Annotated in this window: 21 protein-coding genes; 10 read left to right on the forward strand and 11 right to left on the reverse strand. The window is 67.4% G+C overall.

All coding sequences use genetic code 11. The features are described 5' to 3' along the window. Positions 1-74: 74 nt before the first annotated feature. A complete protein-coding gene (gene mtrA, locus U7114_RS03865) occupies positions 75-749 on the reverse strand; it encodes an MtrAB system response regulator MtrA (protein WP_102974915.1) in 675 nt (224 codons plus the stop codon). Positions 750-1,309: 560 nt separating this feature from the next. On the opposite strand from mtrA, the gene U7114_RS03870 reads away from it, so the two are divergent. From U7114_RS03870 to U7114_RS03895, 6 genes are read left to right on the forward strand one after another with little or no spacing between them, the layout of a single operon-like run. Further along, complete coding sequence (locus tag U7114_RS03870) at positions 1,310-2,335, forward strand: hypothetical protein (protein ID WP_323056584.1); 1,026 nt, start codon at positions 1,310-1,312, stop codon at positions 2,333-2,335. Continuing rightward, entirely contained in the window at positions 2,325-3,014 is a 690-nt protein-coding gene (locus U7114_RS03875) for a DUF4129 domain-containing protein (protein WP_323056585.1), read from the forward strand. Before U7114_RS03870 ends, U7114_RS03875 begins: the two co-directional genes overlap by 11 nt. Beyond that, positions 3,011-4,225, forward strand: coding sequence for a DUF4350 domain-containing protein (locus U7114_RS03880; RefSeq protein WP_323056586.1), 1,215 nt, complete (start codon positions 3,011-3,013; stop codon positions 4,223-4,225). Before U7114_RS03875 ends, U7114_RS03880 begins: the two co-directional genes overlap by 4 nt. Further along, positions 4,222-5,217, forward strand: a complete 996-nt coding sequence (locus U7114_RS03885) for an AAA family ATPase (RefSeq protein WP_157241756.1) — start codon at positions 4,222-4,224, stop codon at positions 5,215-5,217. The genes U7114_RS03880 and U7114_RS03885 overlap by 4 nt, the downstream gene beginning before the upstream one ends. Continuing rightward, on the forward strand, positions 5,217-6,509 hold the full coding sequence (locus U7114_RS03890) for a DUF58 domain-containing protein (RefSeq protein ID WP_157241755.1): 1,293 nt from the start codon (positions 5,217-5,219) through the stop codon (positions 6,507-6,509). Before U7114_RS03885 ends, U7114_RS03890 begins: the two co-directional genes overlap by 1 nt. A 40-nt stretch (positions 6,510-6,549) precedes the next feature. Next, entirely contained in the window at positions 6,550-7,263 is a 714-nt protein-coding gene (locus U7114_RS03895; protein WP_157241754.1) for a DUF4166 domain-containing protein, read from the forward strand. A 6-nt stretch (positions 7,264-7,269) separates the two neighbouring features. On the opposite strand, the gene U7114_RS03900 is transcribed toward U7114_RS03895, so the two are convergent. The 9 genes from U7114_RS03900 to U7114_RS03940 form a co-directional block, all read right to left on the reverse strand. After that, positions 7,270-8,274 carry a hypothetical protein gene (locus U7114_RS03900; protein WP_323056690.1) on the reverse strand — a complete coding sequence of 335 codons (1,005 nt, stop codon included), beginning with the start codon at positions 8,272-8,274 and terminating at the stop codon, positions 7,270-7,272. A 65-nt stretch (positions 8,275-8,339) separates the two neighbouring features. Next, on the reverse strand, positions 8,340-8,747 hold the full coding sequence (locus U7114_RS03905; protein WP_157241753.1) for a chorismate mutase: 408 nt from the start codon (positions 8,745-8,747) through the stop codon (positions 8,340-8,342). A 98-nt stretch (positions 8,748-8,845) separates the two neighbouring features. After that, positions 8,846-10,570, reverse strand: a complete 1,725-nt coding sequence (locus U7114_RS03910) for an ABC transporter ATP-binding protein (RefSeq protein ID WP_157241752.1) — start codon at positions 10,568-10,570, stop codon at positions 8,846-8,848. After that, positions 10,567-11,580 carry an ABC transporter permease gene (locus tag U7114_RS03915; RefSeq protein WP_157241751.1) on the reverse strand — a complete coding sequence of 338 codons (1,014 nt, stop codon included), beginning with the start codon at positions 11,578-11,580 and terminating at the stop codon, positions 10,567-10,569. The genes U7114_RS03910 and U7114_RS03915 overlap by 4 nt, the downstream gene beginning before the upstream one ends. 2 nt (positions 11,581-11,582) lie before the next feature. Continuing rightward, entirely contained in the window at positions 11,583-12,674 is a 1,092-nt protein-coding gene (locus U7114_RS03920; protein ID WP_157241750.1) for an ABC transporter permease, read from the reverse strand. 140 nt (positions 12,675-12,814) lie between these two features. Continuing rightward, positions 12,815-14,446 (reverse strand): ABC transporter substrate-binding protein, encoded by a 1,632-nt coding sequence (locus tag U7114_RS03925; RefSeq protein WP_157241749.1) that lies wholly within the window; start codon positions 14,444-14,446, stop codon positions 12,815-12,817. Between the two features lie 237 nt (positions 14,447-14,683). After that, entirely contained in the window at positions 14,684-15,823 is a 1,140-nt protein-coding gene (mnmA, locus tag U7114_RS03930; protein WP_157241748.1) for a tRNA 2-thiouridine(34) synthase MnmA, read from the reverse strand. A 133-nt stretch (positions 15,824-15,956) separates the two neighbouring features. Beyond that, a complete protein-coding gene (locus U7114_RS03935) occupies positions 15,957-17,186 on the reverse strand; it encodes a cysteine desulfurase family protein (RefSeq protein WP_323056587.1) in 1,230 nt (409 codons plus the stop codon). A gap of 53 nt (positions 17,187-17,239) precedes the next feature. Further along, positions 17,240-17,932 (reverse strand): hypothetical protein, encoded by a 693-nt coding sequence (locus U7114_RS03940; protein WP_323056588.1) that lies wholly within the window; start codon positions 17,930-17,932, stop codon positions 17,240-17,242. 227 nt (positions 17,933-18,159) lie between these two features. Here U7114_RS03940 and U7114_RS03945 point away from each other — a divergent pair, with 227 nt between their 5' ends. The 4 genes from U7114_RS03945 to U7114_RS03960 all read left to right on the forward strand — a co-directional run bounded on the left by U7114_RS03945 (position 18,160) and on the right by U7114_RS03960 (position 21,352). Continuing rightward, positions 18,160-19,110 carry a J domain-containing protein gene (locus U7114_RS03945; protein WP_323056589.1) on the forward strand — a complete coding sequence of 317 codons (951 nt, stop codon included), beginning with the start codon at positions 18,160-18,162 and terminating at the stop codon, positions 19,108-19,110. A gap of 42 nt (positions 19,111-19,152) precedes the next feature. Further along, positions 19,153-19,620, forward strand: coding sequence for a tRNA (cytidine(34)-2'-O)-methyltransferase (locus U7114_RS03950; RefSeq protein ID WP_321213955.1), 468 nt, complete (start codon positions 19,153-19,155; stop codon positions 19,618-19,620). 213 nt (positions 19,621-19,833) lie between these two features. Next, positions 19,834-20,472, forward strand: a complete 639-nt coding sequence (gene sigK / locus U7114_RS03955) for an ECF RNA polymerase sigma factor SigK (RefSeq protein ID WP_321213956.1) — start codon at positions 19,834-19,836, stop codon at positions 20,470-20,472. 1 nt (position 20,473) lies between these two features. Next, positions 20,474-21,352, forward strand: a complete 879-nt coding sequence (locus U7114_RS03960; RefSeq protein ID WP_409339686.1) for an anti-sigma factor domain-containing protein — start codon at positions 20,474-20,476, stop codon at positions 21,350-21,352. Positions 21,353-21,452: 100 nt separating this feature from the next. Here the strand turns inward: U7114_RS03960 and U7114_RS03965 are convergent, their stop codons facing one another. Beyond that, on the reverse strand, positions 21,453-22,232 hold the full coding sequence (locus tag U7114_RS03965) for a PIG-L deacetylase family protein (protein WP_157241744.1): 780 nt from the start codon (positions 22,230-22,232) through the stop codon (positions 21,453-21,455). Between the last annotated feature and the right edge of the window lies 1 nt (position 22,233).

Here is a 22,233-nt window from a genome sequence, read left to right on the forward strand (position 1 = left end):
CGGAAGTTTCCCCCGGAGCGGGGTTCGCGGAAGCTGGCACGCCCGTACCGGGTGTACCGCCTTGCGACGCGGGTTCAGGCCCCTGCTTTGTAGCCGACACCACGCACCGTCAATACGACTTCCGGAGCTTCCGGATCCTGCTCGATCTTGGAACGAAGCCGCTGGACATGGACGTTCACAAGGCGCGTATCGGCAGCGTGCCGGTAGCCCCAGACCTGCTCGAGCAGCAGTTCGCGGGTGAACACCTGCCAAGGCTTCCGGGCGAGCGCCACCAGGAGGTCAAACTCCAGGGGCGTCAGAGAGATCCGCTCATTGCCCCGGCTGACGGTGTGCCCGGCGACATCAATGGTGATGTCCGCGATGCGCAACGTTTCGGGCGCTTTCTGGTCACCGGGTCGGAGCCGTGCACGGACGCGGGCCACGAGTTCCGCCGGCTTGAACGGCTTGGGCACGTAGTCATCGGCGCCGGACTCGAGTCCGCGGACGACGTCGGACGTATCTGACTTGGCGGTGAGCATGACAATGGGAACATCGGACTCCGCGCGGACCTGCCGGCAGACCTCGATGCCGTCCACACCGGGAAGCATGAGGTCCAGCAACACAAGGTCCGGCCGGGATGACCGGAAAACGTCCAGCGCCTGGGCGCCGTCCGCGCAGAAGACGGGCTCGAAGCCGTCGTTGCGGAGAACAATTCCAATCATTTCGGCCAGCGCTTCGTCATCATCTACCACCAGAATGCGTGCCTTCATAGCTATATATTCCCTTATGAGGATGGCTTTGTCCTATTGGACGCCCTCCGGCATGGCGGGGCGCTAGGATGCCCGACGCCGGAACTATAGGCTGGTGCCACGCCGTGCGTTGGCGCGCCGCGCCTGCGTCAATGGAGCGGGCGCCTGGCTGACGGCGCACTGGTACGGGGGAAGGAACATCGGTGTCACCACAGGATTCGGACGCGCAGGAGCCTCAGGACCGGCAGGCTGCCTGGCGGCACCCTTCCGGCCACCAGCCGCCAGGACCGCAGCCATCGGGACAACAGCCGTCCGGGCAACAACCTCCGGAGCAGCAACCGCCGGCCCGGAACCCGTGGGGGCCGCCGTCGTGGCAACCGCCTTCGGCGCAGCAGCCTTGGGGGCCGCCGCCGTTTCAACAGCCCTCGCCGCAGCAGCCTTGGGGGCAGCCCGGTTCTGCCTATCCCGGGTTGCCGCAGCCCCGGTATCCCAGCCAGCACTTTCCGAACCAGGGCCCTCCCTACGGCCAGCCGCGGTATGTTGCTCCCCCGAAGCCGGGCATAGTCCCGCTGCGTCCCCTGATGTTCGGGGAAATCATGGACGGGTCCTTCCAGGTGATCCGGCGGAACGCGAAGGCCATGCTGGGCGCTTCCCTGCTGGCGCAATCCCTCGCCGCCATCCTTACCGCTGTCCTCACTGCGGCCACGGCAACTTCGGCGGGCTCCATCGAAGGCTGGGCAAACAGCGCCACTGATGCCGATCTGGCAACCCTCGGCCTGGGGTTCGTGGCCGCCATGCTGCTGGTGGCCGTCCTCAGCCTCTTCATTGCCTCCGTCCTGCAGGGCGCCATGGTGGTGCCGGTGGCCCGGTCCATCCTCAACCGGCCCACCAGTTTCAAGCAGATGTGGTCGCTTGCCCGCCCGCGGGTCGGAGCCCTGGTCCGGCTTGCTGCCTTGCTGATGGCCGCCGGCCTGCTGGCGATGCTTGTCCCCGCAGCGTTGGCCGTCGCGCTGATCGCAAGCATGGAAGGGATCGGGATCCTGCTGCTCATCCCCCTGTTCCTCGGTTTCGTTGCCCTGTACGTATGGATTTACGTGAAGCTGATGGTAGCCCCGGCCGCGGTCGTGATTGAGGAGCTGGGTGCGCTGGACAGCCTCCGCCGGTCATGGGAACTGACCCGGGCCAACTGGTGGCGGATCCTGGGGATCACGTTGGTGGTGGGCATTCTGGTCGGCGTCGCCAGCCAGATCGTCATGATCCCGGTAGGCCTGCTGCCCCCGCTGGTGGCCGGTTTCCTGTCCCCGCACGGCGGCAGTGAGCAGGAGGTGGCCCTCGCCGTGGCAGTCGGAGTCATCACAGCAATCCTCGGCGCGCTGGCCGGGGCCCTCGGCTACGCCTTGCAGACGTCTGTGATGGCACTGGTCTACATGGACCTCCGGATGAGGAAGGACGGGCTGGACATCTCACTGCTCCGCCAGATGGAGTCCGGCGCCGATCCGGACGGCATTCCGGGCCGGGGCCACGCAAGGGGCACGCCAGGCTGGAGCCAGCCTGGCTGGAGCCCCGGACCCGGACCCGTGGCGGGGGCATGGCCGGATGGCCGCTGAACCCCCGGTCCTGCCCGCGGCAGAGGAAGCCCGGCGGTGGGCGGCCGAGGAACTGGCTAAACCGGAGTACCGCGAAGCTGCTCCGGGCTGGCTTGAGGAGCTCTGGAAGGGCTTCGTGGACTGGCTCCAGTCGCTGGACGGTTCCGCGGCTGACGGGAGCACAGTGCCCAGCCCGGTCATTGGGATCGTCATCGCCGTGGTCATCGCCGCCGCCGTGATCATTGCCAAACCCCGGCTGAATGCGAAAGTGCGGCGGGCCGGGGAGGTCTTTGAGCCTGACAGCGTCTTGACGCCAGCGGATTACCGGCAGCGCGCCGAAACGTCCGCTGCGGCCGGGAAGTGGGGGGACGCCGTCGTCGACCGCTTCCGGGCGCTGGTCCGTTCTGCCGAGGACCGCACCATCCTGGATCCGCAGCCGGGACGGACGGCTGACGAGGTGGTCCGTGAGCTTGCTGCACCGTTCCGTACCGAAGCGGACCGACTGGGCAAGGCAGCAGGGACCTTCGACGCTATCCGGTACGGGAACTTGGCGGCGGACGCCGCCGACTACCAGGCAATGGCCAGCCTGGACAAGAGCCTCGAAGCCATGAAGCCCGTCCGCACCCCCGCCCAGCAGGAGCAGGCCCCACAGGAGCAGGCCCGGCAGGATTCCCTGCCGCACACGGCGGCGCGCCCATGACCGCCGTGTCTCCGGCACCCTCAACCCGCGAGGTGCCTGAGCCGGGCGCTGCACCGGACAGCGGCACCGGGAAAGCCAAAGGGCTGTGGGGGTGGCTGGGGCGGCACCGTGCCCTCGCCGCACTGTGGGCCCTCGTCGGCGCAGCCCTGGCGCTGGTTCTCTGGGCGCAGCTCGCTCCGAAAGGTGACGCCGTTCCCCTGTCCCTCAACAACGCCGGCCCGGACGGTGCCCGGGCCGTCACGCAGATCCTGGGCCGGCACGGCGTCAAGGTCCACGGCGTCGGGAACTTCGAGGCGGCCATGGCGGCGCTGGAGGCGGGAACCTCCCCGACCCTTCTGTTGTACGACAGGAGCGGCTTCCTCGACGAGCCGCGGCTCCAGGAACTGGCGGCGTCCGCGGAGAGGGTGGTGCTGGTTTCGCCCAGGCTGCAGACCCTGGCCGCGCTCAGCGGCAGCATCCGCCAGGCAGGGGTGGTCCCGGACGCCTCCTCCGCGCTGGATCCCGGGTGCAGCCTTCCTGACGCGGAAGCAGCCGGACCGGTGTCCGGCGAGTCAGGCTTTATTTACGACGGCGGGACCTCCTGTTACCGGCCTGCCGGTTCTGCCGCCGGAGTGCTTGCCGTGGAGGGTCACGGGCGGCTCACTGTCCTGGGAAGCACCGGCATCCTCAATAACGGGCGGCTGGACGATCTCGGCCACGCTGCGCTGGCCATCCGCACCCTCGGCACCTCCCCGGACCTGGTCTGGTACCTCCCGACCATCGAGGACCTGGAAACCGGCGCTTCCCCGCAGACCCTCGACGAACTCGCACCCGACTGGGTGCGTTTCCTCGGGCCGTGGCTCGCCCTGGTGGCCGCCGCGGCAATAGCCTGGCGGGGCAGGCGCCTTGGCCCTCTGGTGTTTGAGCCCCTTCCTGTGGTGGTCAAGGCAGTGGAGACAGCAGAGGGCAGGGCCCGGCTCTACCACGATTCCCGCGCCGTGGACCAGGCCCGGGACAACCTCCGGGCCGGAACCCTGGTTCGGCTTTCAGGGCACCTGCGGGTGGGCGCCGCGGCCACGGCCGACCAGGTGGTCAACGCCGCAGCACGGCACCTCGGCCAGCCGGCCCGGCAGATACACGAACTCGTCAACGAACATCCGCGGACCGAGGCAAGGCTTGTTGCCTGGTCGCGGGAGCTGGACAACCTAGAGAAAGAAGTCAAAAGGCGATGAGCGAGCAAGGCAGCGGCCCCCGGGTCCTGGACCACATGGAACATGATTCCGCCCGGCAGGCACTCCTGGACGTGCGCAGTGAGGTGGCAAAGGCCGTGGTGGGCCAGGACGCCACCGTTACCGGCCTGTTGATCGCGCTGCTGTCACAGGGGCACGTGCTGCTGGAGGGCGTTCCGGGGGTCGCGAAAACCCTGCTGGTCCGCGCGTTGTCCGCCGCATTGAGCCTGGACACCAAGCGCGTCCAGTTCACTCCGGACCTGATGCCAGGCGACATCACGGGCTCGCTGGTTTATGACTCGCACACCTCGGAATTCACCTTCCGGGAGGGGCCGGTCTTCACCAACATCCTGCTGGCGGACGAGATCAACCGGACGCCTCCCAAGACGCAGGCTTCCCTGCTCGAAGCCATGGAGGAGCGGCAGGTGTCCGTGGACGGCGAGTCCCGGCCGCTGCCCGGACCGTTCCTTGTCGCTGCCACCCAAAACCCGGTGGAGTACGAAGGCACCTATCCGCTGCCTGAGGCGCAGCTTGACCGGTTCCTGCTCAAGCTGACCATGCCGCTGCCAGGGCGCCAGGACGAAATGGAAGTCATCCGGCGCCACGCCGCCGGCTTCGATCCGAGGGACCTTACCGCCGCCGGCGTCCGCGCCGTTGCAGGTGCGGAGGACCTGGCACGGGCGCGGCAGGCGGTGGCCTCCGTGGCGGTGGACCCTGAAGTCATCGCGTACATCGTGGACCTGGTGCGTGCCACCCGCTCCGCACCTTCATTCCTGCTTGGGGTCTCGCCCCGCGGCGCCACTGCCCTGCTGAACACTTCGCGGTCCTGGGCCTGGCTCTCCGGCAGGAGCTTTGTCACCCCCGACGACGTCAAGGCCCTGGCCCTCCCCTGCCTCCGGCACCGCGTGGCGCTGCAGCCTGAAGCCCAAATGGACGGAGTACGCGTGGACGACGTGCTGGGCAGCATCCTGGCGTCCGTTCCCGTTCCCCGCTGATGGCCGTCTCCGGGCGTTTCGTGCTGCTGGTGCTGCTGGGCGCCGTGCCGGTCCTGGCATTGCCGGGCTGGGGAACGGTGCTGCTGGTGGCCGCCGCGCTGGCGGCCCTTGCCGCCGTCGACCTCCTGCTGGCGGCTTCCCTGCGTCCGGTGCACGTCCTGCGTTCCGAGCCTGGCAACGTCACGCTGCATGCGGGTACGGACGCCGTGTTAAAGGTGCAGAACGACGGCGGCCGGCGGCTCCGAGGTGTCCTCCGCGATGCATGGCAGCCCTCCGCGGGAGCGCAGAATCCGGTGCAGGACATCGACGTCCCGGCCGGGGAAGGCAGGCGCGTCACCGTCCGGCTGCGGCCGGTCCGGCGGGGCGACCTGGAAGTACCCCACGTCACCCTTCGCTCTTTCGGCCCGTTGCTGCTGGCCGCGCGGCAGCGGACCATTGACTGCCCCGGTTCGCTGCGGGTGCTGCCTCCCTTCCATTCCCGGCGGCACCTGCCGTCAAAGCTGCGAAAACTGCGTGAGCTCGACGGCAAGGCTGCGGTGCAGATCCGCGGCGCGGGCACCGAGTTCGATTCACTGCGGGACTACGTCCGGGGAGACGACGTCCGGTCCATTGACTGGCGGGCCACCGCGCGCCGGTCAGCGGTGGTGGTGCGCACGTGGCGGCCTGAACGGGACCGAAGGGTGGTCATGGTCCTGGACACCTCACGGACCTCGGCGGCAAGGATCGACGACGAAACCCGCCTGGACACGGGCATGGAAGCGGCGCTCCTGCTGGGTGTGCTGGCCGAGCGGGGCGGGGACCGCGTGGACTTCGTGGCGTTTGACCGCCGCACCCGCGCCCGGGCGGGCTCTGCCGGGCAGGGGAACCTCCTGGGCCAGCTGGTCCAGGCGATGGCACCGCTTGAGGCTGAACTCATCGAGATGGACTGGCCAGCGGTCCCGGCCCAGGTCCGCGCCGTTTCCGCGCACCGTTCCCTGGTGGTGCTGCTGACGTCGCTGGACGGCGGCGCACCCGAGGAAGGCCTCCTTCCCGTCGCGGCACAGCTGGCCCGGCAGCACGTGGTGGTGGTGGCAGCCGTCCGGGACCCCCAGCTCGGTGCCATGCTCAAGGAACGCGACGACGCCACCGGTGTATTCCGCGCCGCCGCCGCAGAGCGGGCGCTGCTGCAGCGCGCGGCCATCAGTACCGAGCTCCGGCAGCACGGCGTGGAAGTGGTGGACGCCGAACCGCACCAGCTGCCGCCGAAGCTGGCCGACATGTACATCAGGCTCAAGGCCGCCGGTACATTGTGAATTCACAGCATCTTGTCCTACCGTTTCGCAGGAGGCCCCATTGAACATTCCCATTTACCAGCAGGCGCTCGGCGCGCACTTTTCCCGGCTCCAGCCGGAGCTCCAGGAATACTTTTCCCTGGCCCCGGGTTCCGGCAGCTACGGAGTGGGGGAAGGGACCTTCGACGTCGTTGGCTGCCGGCAGGAATGGCTGCGCCCCCTGCTGCGGCTTACCAGCGGGGAGGAAGCATTCTTCCCCGAGTACGGCGAGAACATTCCTTTCCGGATTGAGAACCATGCCCACCAGGACCCCTTTGGCCGCTCCAGCCTGACAGCCCGCCGCGAAATCCGGTTCCCGGGCCGGACGCGGATCTTCCAGGACACCACCAGTGCGACCCGCCGGGCCGGCGCCACCCAGCTGGTGGACTACGTGGGACGGTACCGGAGGCTGGTGACCGACCTGAACCTGAGCGTCACGCCGGAGGGCCGGCTTCGCGGCATCTCCGAAGCCTCCCGGCTCTTCATTGGCCCCCTCCGCATCCCCCTTCCCGCCGCCTTGGATGCCAAAGCATACGCGGAACAGTGGTGGGACCCGGCCGACGGCGCCGCGGGCAAGCACCGCATCCAGGTAAAGGTGATCCAGCCGCAGATCGGCCTGGTGCTGGTGTATGCCGGCAGCTTCGACTACAGGCTGCGCCCCTACACCGGCGGCAGTTCAGCCCAGAGTTTCCTGCCCCGCTACGCGCAGCCGGACCGTTGGGAAAACCGGGTCTGAGTCCCGCTATCCCAGCGCCAGCTGGTTCAGCCCATCCGCCACCTGCGTGAGGCGTCCGAGGACCGCCGTGGCCTGTGCCGGGGTGCCGCCGGCCAGCCCCTGCGAGGGAGTGATCCGCACGGTGCCAAGCGCTGTGGCGGGCAGCCCCAGCTGGCGCCAGGGGCGCCACACGCCCTCGACGCAGTCCGACACCTTTGGCAGGGACCGTCCCGCAGTATCGAGCGCGCCGATCCACAGGCGCTTGTCCGCCTCAACCGCTCCAGCCAACTGTTCCCACTGCCGGGAAGTCAGGGCGTCAAACGGAACGGCAATGCCGTCGGCTCCTGCCGCGAGGATCTGCTCGAAGGGCGCCTCGATCGCCGGCACGGCTATGACGACTTCGGCTGCGCCGAACCCGCGCAGTGCGTCCAGGACCACCCGCCACGATTCCCGTACTTCGGAGGCGGCCACAGCACGCAGGGTGCGGTAGCCGCTGGAGGTGGGGATGGTGCCGGCCAGCACCGCGGCGATGTCCGGCTCATCCACCTGGACCACCAGCCGGGCACCCGGCACGGCAGCGGCAACCCGCGAGAGGTACCGTCCCACACCGGCGGCAAGGGAAGCCGCAAGGTCCCGGCGGGCCCCGTAGTCGATGAGTGCCCGTTCGCCGTTGTGCAGGTGGAGCCCGGCCGCAAGGCTCAGCGGCCCCACCAGCTGCACCTTGATTTCGGCTGCCGGATTTTCCTCGGTCCCGGCCACGTCGGCCAGGACATTGATGTCCGTGGCAAGGGCGGAGGCGGCACGCCGGAAGTCCTTGCCGGGACGGTCCACGAGCCGCCAGCCATACGGCTGGACGTCGACCGCAAGCTCCTCCAGGAGGCAGGCAGTGCGTCCCAGGGCATCAGAGCCGACGCCCCGGTCCGGCAGCTCGGCGAGGAACGGCAGGTGGGGGCTGCCCAGCTCGCCGCGGATGATTTTTGCCGCTTCCACCGGATCTTCACCCGGCCAGGGTCCCAGCGCGGTGGCCGTCACCTGACGCGTCGGCGCCCCGTTCCCCGGTCCGGTGCTGGAGTCGGCGCGGCGCCGTTCGTCCCGGCTCACGCGCGTGCTGGTGCCTGCGGGTGCTGTCCGGAGGCCGCCTCGTGGTCTTCGGCAATCGCCTCGTGATGCCTGATGACCTCGCCGATGATGAAATTCAGGAACTTTTCCGCGAACGCGGGATCCAAGTGCGCATCCTCGGCCAGCCTGCGCAGCCTGGCGATCTGGGCTGCCTCACGGCCGGGGTCGCCGGCGGGGAGCCGGTGGGCGGCCTTGAGGAACCCCACCTTCTGGGTGGCTTTGAAGCGCTCAGCCAGCAGATAGACCAGGGTCGCATCGATGTTGTCGATGCTGGAACGGATGGACAGCAGCTCAGCCATCACCGAGTTGTCCACCTGGCCGGCCAAAGAACTGGCGGAGGGGTCGTAGTCATCGGAATCAGGAGAGTGGGGGTTGTGCTGCGTCATGGCTCAAGTCTATGGGAGGGCACGCGGATAGCCCGGGTGTTAAGCGCCGGCGCCGCAACCGGCACCGGCGCCGCAAACCCCGGGCTTGCCGCGACCCATCAGATGCCGAGCAGTGCCCGGTGCTCCTCCCGGCGCCGTGCCTGTTCCTGCGGGTCCGGCACCGGCAGTGACGCGATGAGCCGCCGCGTGTAGTCATGCTGCGGGCTTCCCATCACCTGGCTCCCGATTCCCTGCTCCACCAGCTTCCCCTTATAGAGCACGCCCACCCAGGATGACAGCGTGTCCACGACGGCCAGGTCGTGGCTGATGAACAGGCAGGCAAAACCGAACTCCTCCTGGATGTCCTTGAACAGCTCCAGGACCTTCGCCTGCACCGACACGTCCAGGGCCGACGTCGGCTCGTCCGCTATCAGCAGGCGGGGGTTCAGGCTGAGTGCCCGGGCCAACGAGGCGCGCTGCCGCTGCCCGCCGGACAGTTCGTGCGGGTAGCGGCCCGCGTACGACGCCGGCAGCTGGACTGATTCGAGCAGCTCGCCTACGCGCTTGCGCGCCTGGGCCGGGCTTGGCTTCGTGTGGATGACCATGGGTTCGGCAATGCAGTCCCCGATGGTCAGCTGCGGGTTGAAGGACGCCGCCGGGTCCTGGAACACGAAGCCAATGTCCTTCCGGAGCGGCTTGAAGGTGCGTTCCTTTAGGTTCAGCATCTCGTAGCCCAGGACCTTGAGGCTCCCGCCGGTGGTCCTGTTGAGGCCGGCGATTGCGCGCCCGATGGTGGTCTTCCCGGAACCGGACTCCCCCACCAGCCCGAAGACTTCGCCCCTGGAGACGGTGAAGCTGACGCCATCCACTGCCTTGAACGCCGGCGTTCCCAGCCTGCCGGGGTACTCGATGGTGAGGTTCCTGGCCTCCACCAGGATTTCCTCATCCTGGTGGGCCCGGCTGGTCAGGCCCTCCGACGCCGAGTTGCGCCCCAGGTGCGGCACTGCTGCGAGCAGTTTCCGGGTGTAGTCCTGCTTGGGTTCAGCGAACAAGGTGCGGGCCGGCGCCTCCTCCACCACGTCCCCCTGGTACATGACCACCACGCGGTCGGCGAGGTCCGCGACCACACCCATGTTGTGGGTGATGAGCACGATGGACGTGCCGTACTTGTCCCGCAGGTCCCGCAGCAGTTCCAGGATCTCTGCCTGGACCGTGACATCGAGGGCGGTGGTTGGCTCGTCGGCTACGATCAGCCCCGGATTCAGGGCCAGCGCGGCGGCGATCACCACCCGCTGCTTCTGTCCTCCCGAAAACTGGTGGGGGTAGTAGTTGACGCGGTGTTCGGGGTCGGGGATGCCCACCTTGCGGAGCGCGTCGACGGCCCGGGACTTGGCTTCCCTGGCCGAAACCCGCTTACCGCCGCTGCCGGCGTGTGCGCGGATGCCTTCGGCGATCTGCCAGCCCACGGTGAACACCGGGTTCAGGGCTGTTGACGGCTCCTGGAACACCATGGCTACGTCGCGGCCACGGATCTGGCGCAGTTTGGCGGCACTGACGCTGATCACGTCAGCGCCGTTGATCACCACTGCCCCGGAGCTGCTGGCTGTTTCCGGAAGCAGGCCCAGAATGGTCTTGGCGGTGACCGTCTTGCCGGACCCCGACTCCCCCACGATGGCCAGCACTTCCCCCTTCCGGACCTCCAGGCTGACGTCCTTGACGGCATGGACCGGGCCGCCGTCGGTGGCGAAGGTGACCTGGAGGTGGTCGATGTCGAGGACCGGACGGCCGCCGCCGGACTCGTGGCCGGAGCCGGCCCCGGACGACGGATCGATGTTGACGGTCATGATGCCCTCACTTCTGTTGCGATGGCGGCGTTGTCCACCGGCGCGGGCGAACCGCCGCCCGTGCTCTTGCGGCCCCGGAGCCGCGGATCATTCAGGTCGTTGATGCTCTCGCCCACCAAGGTCAGGCCCACCACGGTGAGCACAATCGCCAGGCCCGGGAACAGGCCGGTCCACCAGATCCCGGAAGTCGTGTCGGCGAGCGCCTTGTTGAGGTCGAATCCCCATTCAGCGGCCGAGCTCGGCTCGATGCCGAAGCCAAGGAAGCCCAGCCCGGCAAGGGTGAGGATGGCCTCGGAAGCGTTGAGGGTGAAGATCAACGGCAGGGTGCGGGTGGCGTTGCGGTAGATGTGGCGGGTCATGATGCGGATGTTGGAAGCGCCCACCACCTTGGCCGACTCCACGAACGGCTCGGCCTTGAGCCGGACCGTCTCCGCCCTGATCACCCTGAAATACTGCGGAATGAACACCAGTGTGATTGCCGTGCCGGCGGCAAAGATGCCGCCAAGCAGGCTGGACTGGCCGCCGCTGATGACAATGGCCATGACAATGGCAACCAGCAGGGACGGGAAGGCGTACACGGCGTCGGCGATGACCACCAGGATCCGGTCGAGCCACCCGCCAAGGTAGCCGCTGACCAGGCCGAGGGCAACACCCAGGACGATGGACATGGCGACGGCGACGACGATCACCAGGATGGCCGTCTGCGCTCCCCAGACGACACGGGACAGGACGTCGTAACCGCCCACCGTTGTGCCCAGAAGGTGCTTGCCTCCGGGGGCCTCCTGCGTGGGGAAGTTGCCGTCGGCGTCGGAAAGCTGGGAGAAACCGTAAGGTGCCAGCAGCGGCGCGAAAAGTGCCGTCAGGACAAAGAGGCCGGTGAGGATCAGGCCCGCCACTAGCATGCCGCGCTGGAGGCCCACGCTCTTGTTGAAATGTGAAACCACCGGCAGGCGCCGGTACCAGGGCGCCCTGGGATTTTCCATGGGGACGGGAACAGTGGGGATGCTCATGGTCAGTACCTCACGCGGGGGTCGATCAGCGCGGCGATGATGTCCACGATGAAGTTGGTCATGGCCACGATGATGGCGAGCAGCACCACGATTCCCTGCACCGCGACGAAGTCGCGCGCCGTGAGGTAGTTGGCCAGCTGGAACCCCAGGCCTTTCCATTCGAACGTCTTTTCGGTCAGTACCGCGCCGCCAAGCATGACCGCTATCTGCAGGCCCATCACCGTGATGATGGGGATGAGCGCGGGCTTGTAGGCGTGCTTGGTGACCAGTCGGTATTCGCTGACGCCCCTGGACCGCCCCGCTTCTATGTAGTCCCGGCCCAGGGTGCCGATCACGTTGGTCCGGACGAGGCGGAGGAAAATCCCTGCCGTCAGCAGTCCCAGCGCCACCGCAGGCAGGACCGCGTGCGCCAGGACGTCTCCGAGTGCGGCCATGTTGCCGCTCCGCAGGGCATCGAGCCAATAGATCCCGGTGGGGGCCTGGAGGGAGGTCAGGGCGAGTTCGCTGGAGGTCTTGGCCCGCCCGGCCACCGGCAGCCATCCGAGCCAGACAGAGAAGGTCAGCTTCAGGAGCATGCCGGCGAAGAAGACGGGGGTGGCGTAGCAAAGAATGGCAAAGACCCGCAGGACGGCGTCCGGCGCCTTGTCCCGGCGGTGGGCCGCCACCATGCCCAGGGGAATGCCCACCAGGAGGGCGACGAGCAGCGCGTTGATGCTCAGCTCCAGGGTGGCTGAGCCGTAGGTTGTCAGCATTTCGACGACGGCCCGGTTGTCGGTGAGCGTCCGGCCGAAGTTGCCGGTGGCCAGCTGGCCGAGGTACTCGAAGTACTGGACCAGGATGGGCCGGTCGTAGCCTGCAGCCTGGATCCGCGCCTGTAGCTGGTCCTCGGGCAGGCGTCCGCCCATGGCCGCGGTGATGGGGTCTCCCGTGATCCGCATCAGGAAGAAGACCATGGTCACCAGGATGAATATTGTGGGGAAAATCAGCAGGAAACGGATCAGGATGTACTGTCCCAATCCCCCGCCGGAGGATTTCTTGGCCGCCGGAAGCAGGCCGTCCGCGTCTGTTGGCGGCGCGTCGATCAATGTAGTCATGGTGCCTCAGGTTGTTATTTGCGGTGCCCGCGGTGGGCGTTCACCGCTTCCCGACCAGCAGACGGGGCGGGACACGCGCACCTGTGCAGGCGCACCGCGTCCCGCCCCGTCTTAGGTCAGAGCCGGATTGTTCAGTGGACCTACTTGGACATCACGCCAAGACGGGTCTTGAAGGACGCGTCCAGGGTCTTCTCGACTCCCTTGACATCCGTTCCGGCCACCATTACCTGGGCGCCCTGCAGCAGCGGGAGCGTGGAGAGGTCCTTCGCAATGGCTTCCTGGGCCTGGCCCAGGAGATCGCTGCGTTCCGCCTTGTCCGTGGTGACGAGCTGTTTCTTCACGATTTCCGTGACGGCGGGGTTCTCGTAGTGGTTGCCGAGGAAGTTGCCCGGAATAAAGAACGGGGTCAGGTAGTTGTCCGCGTCCGAGTAGTCCGGGAACCAGCCCAGCTGGTACACCGGGTACGCGTCCGCGCGGCGCTCCTTGGTGTAGGTGGTCCATTCCGTGGACTTCAGGTCAACGGCGAAGAGACCTGACTTCTCAAGCTGCTCCTTGACCAGGGCGTACTCGTCGGCAGCTGACGTACCGTAGCGGTCCGTGTACTGCAGCTTCAGGTCAACCACGGAGGTGACGCCGGCGTCGGCCAGGACCTTCTTGGCCTTGTCCACGCTTGGCTTGCCGTTTCCGTCGCCGTACAGGCTCTTCAGCGGCTCCGCTGCTCCTTCGAATTCCTTGGGGACGTAGGAATAGACCGGAGTGTAGGTGTTCTTGAAGACCTGGGAGGCGATGACATCGCGGTCAACGAGGTGTGCTATCGCCTGGCGCACGGCCAGCGACTTCGCGGGATCGGCTTCGGGCGTCTTCGCGCCGAACGGCATGGTGTCGAAGTTGAAGACCATGTAGCGCAGTTCCCCGCCCGGGCCCTTGTGGACCTTGACCTTGGAATCCTTCTCGAGGTCGGCGACGTCCGTGGCCGTGAGGATGCGGCCGGCAACGTCAATGTTGCCCTGCTGCACGTCGAGCTTCAGGTTGTTCGGGTCGGCATAGTGCTTGAGGGTTGCGCCGTCGTTGGCCGCCTTGCCAAGCAGGCCCTGGTAGTCCGGATTGGGTTTGAAGCTGACCAGTTCGTTCTTCTTGTAGCTTTCAATCGTGTACTGGCCGGCGAAGGGCTTTGCGGCGACGATGGCGTCGTCGTCCATGACCTTGTCCGCCGGGAAGACCTGCTCGTCCACGATCGGCCCGGGGTTGGAGGCGAGGACGCCAGGGAACACCTGGTCATTTCCGGCCGCAAGGGTGAACACGACGGTGTTGGGGTCCGTCGCTTCGATCTTTTCCATGTTCGAAAGCAGTGAGGCCGGGCCGTTGGGATCGTCAATGGCCTTGACCCGCTTGAAGGAGAACACGACGTCCGAGGAGTCCAGCGTGTTGCCGTTGGCGAACTTCAGGCCGGGCTTCAGCTTCACCGTGTACTCGGTGGGGCTGGTGAAGGAGGCGGACTCGGCGATGTCCGGCGCGGCGTCTGCAGTGCCGGGCTTGTAGTTGAGCAGGAACGGGTAGATCTGGTTCATCACCATGAAGGATCCGCCGTCATAGGATCCGGCGGGGTCGAGGGTGACCACCTTGTCCGTGGTGCCGTAGGTGATGGCACCGCCTCCTGCCTCGCCGGTTGAGGTTCCGCCGCCGCCTGAGGGGCCCGTGCAGGCTGTCAGTGCGATTGCGGAGATGCCTGCCAGCGCGATTGCGCCATGCAGTGCTTTGTTGCTCTTCGTCATCTGTGAACTTTCTGTTCGATGAGTGCGCGCCCGCCGACCGCTGACGGGTACATGTGCTCAGGCGGGAAGCGCGCGGTGCTGATGCCTAGATTCAATCAGAGAGTCAACCCTCAGACGGGACGATTTTGTGAGTTGAGACACAAAATTTACCTGAATGAGCCCCGGTCCTCCCGCCAGGGCGCGCACAACAAAGAACACCGCCCCGGCGGAACCGGGGCGGTGCTCGAAATTAAGGGTCTAGAGCGCGGCGCGCTGAAGCGAGCGGGCAGCGTCGATCGTTGCCTGGCCCAGCACGCGGCTGCCCTGGTAAAGGACTATCGTCTGCCCGGGGGCCACTCCGCGCAGCGGAGTGGCGAGCCGGACGACGAGCTGGCCTCCGCCCGCTTCCGTATCCCGGCCGGCCGGCTCCATGCGTGCCGTGGCAGGAACGGGATCGCCGTGGGCACGGACCTGCGCGTGGCATTCGAAGTCCCCGCCCGTCCCTACTTCAGCGATGGGCATTCCGGCCCAGGACACTTTGATGCCGCGGATCTCGTCAATCGCCAGCAGCGCCTCGGGGCCCACCACAACCTTGTTCTCCTTGGGCCGGATCTCAAGGACAAACCGCGGCTTGCCGTCGGCGGCGGGGGTGCCCAGCTTCAGCCCGCGGCGCTGGCCCACGGTGAAGGCGTTGGCGCCAGGATGTTCGCCCACCTTGGTGCCTGTTTCATCCACGATGTCACCGGTGGACATATCGATCTTTTCCGCCAGCCATCCGGCGGTGTCGCCGTCGGGGATGAAGCAGATGTCGTGGCTGTCCGGCTTGTTTGCTACAGACAAGCCGCGCCGCTCCGCCTCTGCACGCACTTCAGCCTTGGACGGCGTATCGGCGAGCGGGAACATGGAGTGCTTGAGCTGCTCGTGGGTCAGGACGCCCAGGACGTAGCTCTGATCCTTGGCCCAGTCAGCCGCGCGGTGGAGTTCGCGGTTACCGTCAGCGTCCTCGATCACCTTGGCATAGTGCCCCGTGCACACGGCGTCGAAGCCCAGCGCGATGGCCTTCTCCAGCAGTGCCGCGAACTTGATCCGTTCGTTGCAGCGCATGCAGGGGTTGGGCGTGCGGCCGGCGGCGTATTCATCGATGAAGTCCTGGACGACGTCTTCCTTGAACCGCTCGGAGAAATCCCAGACGTAGTACGGAATGCCCAGCACATCGCAGGCGCGCCATGCATCGCGGGAGTCTTCAATGGTGCAGCAGCCCCGGCTTCCGGTGCGCAACGTTCCGGGCATGCGGGACAGCGCCAGGTGGACGCCGACGACGTCGTGCCCTGCCTCGACGGCGCGGGCGGCGGCAACGGCGGAGTCGACTCCGCCGCTCATGGCTGCTAGAACTCGCATGTTTGCTTTCTGTTGGGGTACCTCCGGGGCCGAACTGCCGGAGGCCGGCTTAAAAGGCGGGCAGTCACCCGGAAACGATCTTCGCCTATCTATTCTACGGCGGTGTCAATTCGACGGGCGCGGCAAGCTCCCGTCATTCCTGGGCCGGCACCCGGCGGGCCAGGGTTCCTGCGGTTTGGATACTGGACTCGTGTCCGGCCATGCCCGCCTGCCGCGCCCGTGCATAGGCTCCCGGAAGCGCGGCCAGCAGCGCATCGACGTCGGCCTCCACGGATGCGTGGCCCAGGGTGAACCGCTGCGCTCCGCGCGCCGTCTCCTCGTCCAGGCCCATGGCCAGCAGGACGTGCGAAGGCCTCGGCACCCCTGCCGTGCAGGCGGAACCCGTGGATGACTCCACCCCTGCCAGGTCCAGGAGGAACAGCAGGGAGTCCCCTTCGCAGCCGGGGAAGGTGAAGTGCGCGTTCCCGGGGAGCCGGCCGTTCCCTGGGGCACCCCGCAGGACGGCTTCCGGAACCTGTGCATGGACGCCGTCAATCAGCCGGTCGCGGAGGGCCGCGATCCGCGCCGACTCCTCGCCCAGCGTGGCCGCAACCTTTTCCGCAGCCGCGGCGAAGGCTGCGATGGAGGCGGTGTCCAGCGTGCCTGAGCGGACGTCACGTTCCTGGCCGCCGCCGTGCTGGACGGGCGTCAGTTTCACCGCCCGCCCTAGCAGGAGGGCCCCCACCCCCACCGGTCCGCCGATTTTGTGCCCGGAGATTGACATGGCGTCCAGGCCGGAGGCCTTGAAGTCCACGGGAAGCGAACCGAATGCCTGTACCGCGTCCGAGTGCACGGGCACCCCTGCGGCGTGGGCCAGTTCCACGATCCGGCTGACGGGCTGGATGGTGCCCACCTCGTTGTTCGCCCACATGACCGTTGCCAGGGCAATGGTGTCCGGGTCACGGGAAAGTTCCTTTTCAAGGGCGGTCAGTTCCACGACCCCCTCGCTGTCCACGGGAAGCCATGCCACCTCGGCGCCTTCGTGCCGCTCCAGCCACTCCACGGTGTCCAGGACGGCATGGTGCTCGACGGCGGAACACAGGATGCGGCGACGGGCAGGGTTTTCTGCCACCCGTGACCAGTAGAGGCCCTTGACGGCCAGGTTGTCAGACTCCGTGCCCCCCGAGGTGAAGATGACTTCCGAGGGGTGGGCCCCCGCTGCAGCCGCAATGGCCTCCCGCGCGTCTTCCACCGCACGGCGGGCGCGTCGGCCGGAGCCGTGCAGGGAGGAGGGATTCCCGGTGCGCGCGAGCTCACGCGTCAAGGCAGCCAGCGCCTCAGGTGAGAGGGGCGTGGTTGCGGCATGGTCCAGGTAAACGGGCACCTCCCAATTCTACTGTCCATGCCTTGAGGCAGGAGCGGCTGCGCCTGGGGCTGCTAGCCGGCCGGCGGGACCAGAGGCAGGAAACGCACGACGTCGGACCTGGCCGACGCGAGCGAGGCGGCGTCCGGGCAGGAGATGGAGACATAGACCGACGAACCGGCCGTGCCGAAAAGCCTGGCCAGCACAGCCGTTGCCCTGCCGCCCGGCTGCGGTGCCGGCTCCAGGGCCAGCACCTCCACCGCGCGCCCTGGCCCTTCCGGGGATGCGCCCCACTGCAGGGTCTCCGTTTTCAGGTAGCCGGGCAGGATGGACGGATCAAGGTATTCGAAGAGGGCAATGGTCGATTCCCGGTCATCAGCCCTGGCAAGGGCGTTCTGGTTGGTGCGGGCTTTGGCGGCAACCAGGCATCCGTCGGCCTTGGTGTACCGGCTTTCGCCCGCGACGTTGCGGCTCCCGGCCTTCCAGCCCGGAGCTTCCTTGAGTCCATCCGAGATTCCAACCGGCACCCCCGGGGCCAGGGTGCCGCCGGCAGCAAAGGGCAGGTCCCGGCCGGCTACTGCCTCAGCGTCGTGGCCCGGCGTTATGGTGGGCGTAGCCACTGCGGGCGTGCTGGCCGCAGGTTCCGCAGCCGCCGGGTCCCGTACCTCAACGCTGCAGCCGCCCATGAGCAGGGCCGCCATTGCGGCTGCCAGTATCGGCACGGGCCGCCGCCCGGCCCAGCCAGCCGTTCCCGCCGTCGCCGGCATTTCCATTCCTACCCCAATGCATCCCGCCGCGGCCGGACGGCCGCGCATGCACGAGTCTAGAGGTATCCGGGCCCGGGCCAACGCCCTGGTCCCCGCCCCGCAACGCCAGCCCCCGCCGGCCGCAGGGAACCCGGCGGGGCCGGAACGTCGTTGTTCAGGCAGGGCCATTAAACTGTGCAGACCGGGCTACCCGCGAAGACTGGCCGAATCAACCAAAGGATGGGTGCTTGACCGAGAGCAGCGGCTCGTATTACCAGGTGCTTCGTGTGCCGGTGACAGCCACGGAGAAGGAAATCAAGGTGGCCTACCGCCGGGCTGCCCGCACGGCCCACCCCGATCACGGGGGAGATGCCGCAGCATTCCGGCGGGTGACAAAGGCCTATGAAACCCTCATCGACCCCATCCGCAGGAAAGCCTACGACCGCTCCTACGCCGCCGGCACTGTCCGCGGGGACGAGGCCGGGAGGGAGCCGCACTTCGACGCCCCGGCGGCAGGCAGCCGCGCTTCTGCCACCGTCCACCGGCCAGGCAACGCCCGCAACACCGCCGGAGATCCCCCGGTCTACGTCCCGGCGTACGACAGCGTTCCTGCCGGCGACGTTCCCCTTATCCCGCTGGAACTCGCCAGCCGGCAGGTCCACGGCATGCCCCGGAAACGTGGAATATTCGGCGCCGAGGCACGCATCCAGCGGGAAATGCGCACCGTCCAGCTCCTCACCCGACAGGTCCTGCCGGCAATTCCGGCCGCCAGGCTCATCAATGGCCTCCAGTCCCCCGCGGACAACAGCCACATCGACCATGCTGTGCTGTCCGGGTACCGGCTGGCGCTGATCGGCTCCATGCTGTTGCCCAAGGGAGCCTATGCCTGGGACGGCCGGACCTTGAACCACGGCGGCCGTGCCATCCCCCCGCCGCAGCTCGCACACGTGGTGCGTGCCATGCAGGACATCTTCCCGGAACTGAATGTCACAGGCTGGACCGTCGTGCTCAGTCCGGACGGCAACCTCCATGAGCCGGTGATCGACAACCACCGCCGGTCGGCAGGCGGGCTGGAAGCCGTACAGGTGGTCAATGCCGCGGGGATGGTGCGTGGCCTCAAGGAATTCCTTGCCGCCGGGCCGGCCCCCAACACGGTGAACGTTCCGGTGCTGGCCAGGCTGCTGCGCGGCATGCACTGACCCTGGACGCCCTGCGCCTGCAACGGTCGCTAGGATGGAACCGTGTTCCGCATCCTTTTCCATGCCCCCGAAATCCCCGGCAATACCGGCAACGCCATCCGGCTGGCAGCCATCACCGGGGCCGAACTGCACCTCGTGGAACCGCTCGGCTTCGACTTTTCGGATGCGAAACTCCGACGGGCCGGCCTCGACTACCACGACCTCGCCGTCGTCACTGTGCACCCGAGCATCGAGGACGCCTGGCAGCACCTGAAGCCGGAACGGGTGTACGCCTTTACGTCGGACGGAGCCGCCAGCTACACGGACATCTCCTACCAGCCGGGTGACGTCCTGATGTTCGGACGGGAATCCGTGGGCCTGCCGGCGGAACTGAAGGCAGATCCCCATGTCACCTCCACCGTCCGGTTGCCCATGCTGCCGGCACTGCGCTCCCTGAACCTGGCCAACGCCGCCTCCATCGCCGTGTACGAAGCGTGGCGCCAACAGGGCTTCGCCGGCGCCAGGATCTGACCCGCTCCGTTCCAGGCACACAACGGGCGGGCCGTATCATTTTTCCCAGCCAACCCATCCGCCCCTGCTGCGGCGTCGAATCACTCCCGACAACATTCCATCGTGTTCAAGGAGCTGCAGGTGACATTGCTGGAGTCACGTTCCAGGACCGCCCGCAGCAGCCGGGGCGGCACTGCTGAGGATTCACGGTCCGGACACTTATGCTTGGTAGTAATGGAAACCCCCAATGCCCCGCATTCCGAGGCCCAGCATTCCGAGGCCCCGCATTCCGAGGCCCATGCCGCGGTGACAGACCCTCCGGCCGATCTCAGCCACCGGCTTTCAGTCCTGCTGGAAGGCATAGGCCGGGGCGACCAGGCCGCCTTCGCCGAGTTCTACCGACTCACGTCGCGCCGGGTTTTCGGTATGGCCCGCCGCGTGCTGATCGACCCCGAACTCAGCGAAGACACCACGCAGGAGGTCTTCCTCCAGGTGTGGCAGAACGCGGCGAAGTTCGATCCCAAGGCCGGGAGCCCGCTCTCCTGGCTAATGACCATTTCGCACCGCCGCGCTGTGGACAGAGTCCGGTCCTCGCAGTCCTCCACTGACCGCGAGGCCAAATACGGCGCCAGCACCCAGGACATCGACCACGACACAGTGTCGGACCAGGTCGGGAGCAGACTGGAAGCCGAGGCCGTGGTCCGTTGCCTGGGAACGCTGACCGAAACGCAGCAGGAGTCGGTGCGGCTGGCCTACTACGGCGGCCTCACGTACCGGGAAGTTGCCGAACGCCTGAACGCAGCAGTACCGACCATAAAATCCCGGATCCGTGACGGATTAATCCGGCTGAAGACCTGTCTGGAGGTGAGTTGAGATGAGTGACATGAACCATGGCCGCGACGGCCGTCCAGGTTCGTTTGGTGACACCGTAGCCATGGACCTGGCTTCCGGCCGGGTCGTAGAGCTGGCGGAGCTGTATGCCCTGGACGCGGTGACCGACGAAGAACGCCGGGCGATCGAGCAGTACATCTCGGCTGCCCCGGAATCGGAACGTACCCTCTTTTTCGACCGGGTACGCCAGGCAAGGGAAACTCTGGCCAGGACTTTCCGGGTCGAGGAAGAGCCGCCGGCCGACCTTTTCGACCGCATCGTCGCACAGCTTCCTGCACAGGACAACCGCCCGGAAGCGGACGACCCGGCCCCCGCCGCGGGGCCTGCCGCCGCGCCCGCCGGGCCGTCGGCAACAGGGCAGCCGGTTGCCGGGGACGAGCTCGCCAAGGCGCGGCAGCGCCGGGAGGAACGGCGCCGGCCTTCCGGCACCCGCCGCTGGCTGGCCGGAGTGGCCGCCGCGGCCGCCATCGCCCTCGGCGGCGTGGGAGTGGGTTCATACCTGGCGGACCTGAACGATCCCATCAACCAGGTGGTGCGGGCAGGGGACCTGCGGGAGGCCTCGGTGGATGTGGCCGGCGGCGGCACCGCCACCCTGCTCATTTCGTCCTCCGAGGATGCCGCCGTTGTCAAGATGAACGGCGTTCCTGCGCCGCCCGCCGGCAAGGTGTACCAGATGTGGCTGATCCCCAAGGATGGTTCGGCACCCGTATCCCAGGGCCTGATGGACGAGGAAGCCCTTTCCAAGCCGGCTGTGGTGGAAGGGATCTCCTCCGCAGCGGCGCTGGGAATCACCGTGGAGCCGGCGGGCGGGTCCCGGTCGCCCACGTTGCCCACGGTGGCTGCCGCACCCTTGGGCGCCTAAGGGGAACGCTCCCGCACCAGCTGAAAGCGCCCCGTTCCATCTTCCGGAATGACATGGAACGGGGCGCTTTCGCCTGTGGTCTTCCCAGCGGGGAAATGTGTCAGAAGCCCGCGATGGTTCCCGGACCGTTGACCGCAACCACATGGAATGCCTCGGCGCTTCGCCCCTCCGGCAGGCCGGCGCGTGCGGCATTCAGCTTCATGCCCCGTCGGACGGTTGCCTCCATCGCCTCCACGTCGGGATGCTGGCTGACGTGGACATGGATTGCCCGAAGCTTGGACTCCACGTGCTCCGTGACGTCCACAAAATGGTTCTCCCGTTCTTCCGGCCCGGCATAGAGCCACAGCCACGGCAGTTTGTAGGCCCCCAGGCCGGCTTCCGCCAGTTCAGGGTAGGCGAACGGATTCTCCACTGCCGGGTAGACAGCACGCGTCACGGCCTCGCCTACGGCCAGATGGTCGGGATGGCTCTTCTGGATGCGCTTCCAGTTCCGTTCCGGGTGCATGGAAAGCACGACGTCGGGACGGATTTCCCGAATCAGTTTCACCACGCCCTTCATCACCTCGTGCGACGGCTCAAGGTAGCCGTCACGCTGGTGGAGGTAGTGGATGTCAGTGACCCCCACCAGTTCGGCGGCCCGGCGCTGTTCAGCGTCGCGCAGGGCGATGATGTCCGCCCGGTGGGCGGGGTCGAAGCCGCCGGCGTCGCCGTCGGTCATGATGCAGTAGCTGACATGGACTCCGGCCGCCGTCCAGCCGGCGATGGTGCCCGCAGCACCGAAGTCGATGTCGTCGGGATGTGCCGCAAAACAGAGCACCCGCCCAATCCGGTGGATGTCCGGGTTGAACGGGCCCTGTTCCTGTGCAGGAGAGGAAGTCAAG

The sequence above is a fragment of the Pseudarthrobacter sp. C1 genome, assembly GCF_034720455.1.
In the GTDB taxonomy this organism is placed as follows: domain Bacteria; phylum Actinomycetota; class Actinomycetes; order Actinomycetales; family Micrococcaceae; genus Arthrobacter.

Excerpts from the sequence above, each read along its gene's own strand:
- U7114_RS03925 (WP_157241749.1), bottom strand. The coding sequence starts at position 14,446 with ATGACGAAGAGCAACAAAGCACTGCATGGCGCAATCGCGCTGGCAGGC.
- U7114_RS03910 (WP_157241752.1), bottom strand. The coding sequence starts at position 10,570 with ATGACCGTCAACATCGATCCGTCGTCCGGGGCCGGCTCCGGCCACGAG.
- U7114_RS03905 (WP_157241753.1), bottom strand. The coding sequence starts at position 8,747 with ATGACGCAGCACAACCCCCACTCTCCTGATTCCGATGACTACGACCCC.
- sigK (WP_321213956.1), top strand. The coding sequence starts at position 19,834 with ATGGAAACCCCCAATGCCCCGCATTCCGAGGCCCAGCATTCCGAGGCC.
- U7114_RS03915 (WP_157241751.1), bottom strand. The coding sequence starts at position 11,580 with ATGAGCATCCCCACTGTTCCCGTCCCCATGGAAAATCCCAGGGCGCCC.
- mnmA (WP_157241748.1), bottom strand. The coding sequence starts at position 15,823 with ATGCGAGTTCTAGCAGCCATGAGCGGCGGAGTCGACTCCGCCGTTGCC.
- U7114_RS03885 (WP_157241756.1), top strand. The coding sequence starts at position 4,222 with ATGAGCGAGCAAGGCAGCGGCCCCCGGGTCCTGGACCACATGGAACAT.
- U7114_RS03875 (WP_323056585.1), top strand. The coding sequence starts at position 2,325 with ATGGCCGCTGAACCCCCGGTCCTGCCCGCGGCAGAGGAAGCCCGGCGG.
- mtrA (WP_102974915.1), bottom strand. The coding sequence starts at position 749 with ATGAAGGCACGCATTCTGGTGGTAGATGATGACGAAGCGCTGGCCGAA.
- U7114_RS03880 (WP_323056586.1), top strand. The coding sequence starts at position 3,011 with ATGACCGCCGTGTCTCCGGCACCCTCAACCCGCGAGGTGCCTGAGCCG.
- U7114_RS03920 (WP_157241750.1), bottom strand. The coding sequence starts at position 12,674 with ATGACTACATTGATCGACGCGCCGCCAACAGACGCGGACGGCCTGCTT.
- U7114_RS03960 (WP_409339686.1), top strand. The coding sequence starts at position 20,474 with ATGAGTGACATGAACCATGGCCGCGACGGCCGTCCAGGTTCGTTTGGT.
- U7114_RS03940 (WP_323056588.1), bottom strand. The coding sequence starts at position 17,932 with ATGCCGGCGACGGCGGGAACGGCTGGCTGGGCCGGGCGGCGGCCCGTG.
- U7114_RS03870 (WP_323056584.1), top strand. The coding sequence starts at position 1,310 with ATGTTCGGGGAAATCATGGACGGGTCCTTCCAGGTGATCCGGCGGAAC.
- U7114_RS03890 (WP_157241755.1), top strand. The coding sequence starts at position 5,217 with ATGGCCGTCTCCGGGCGTTTCGTGCTGCTGGTGCTGCTGGGCGCCGTG.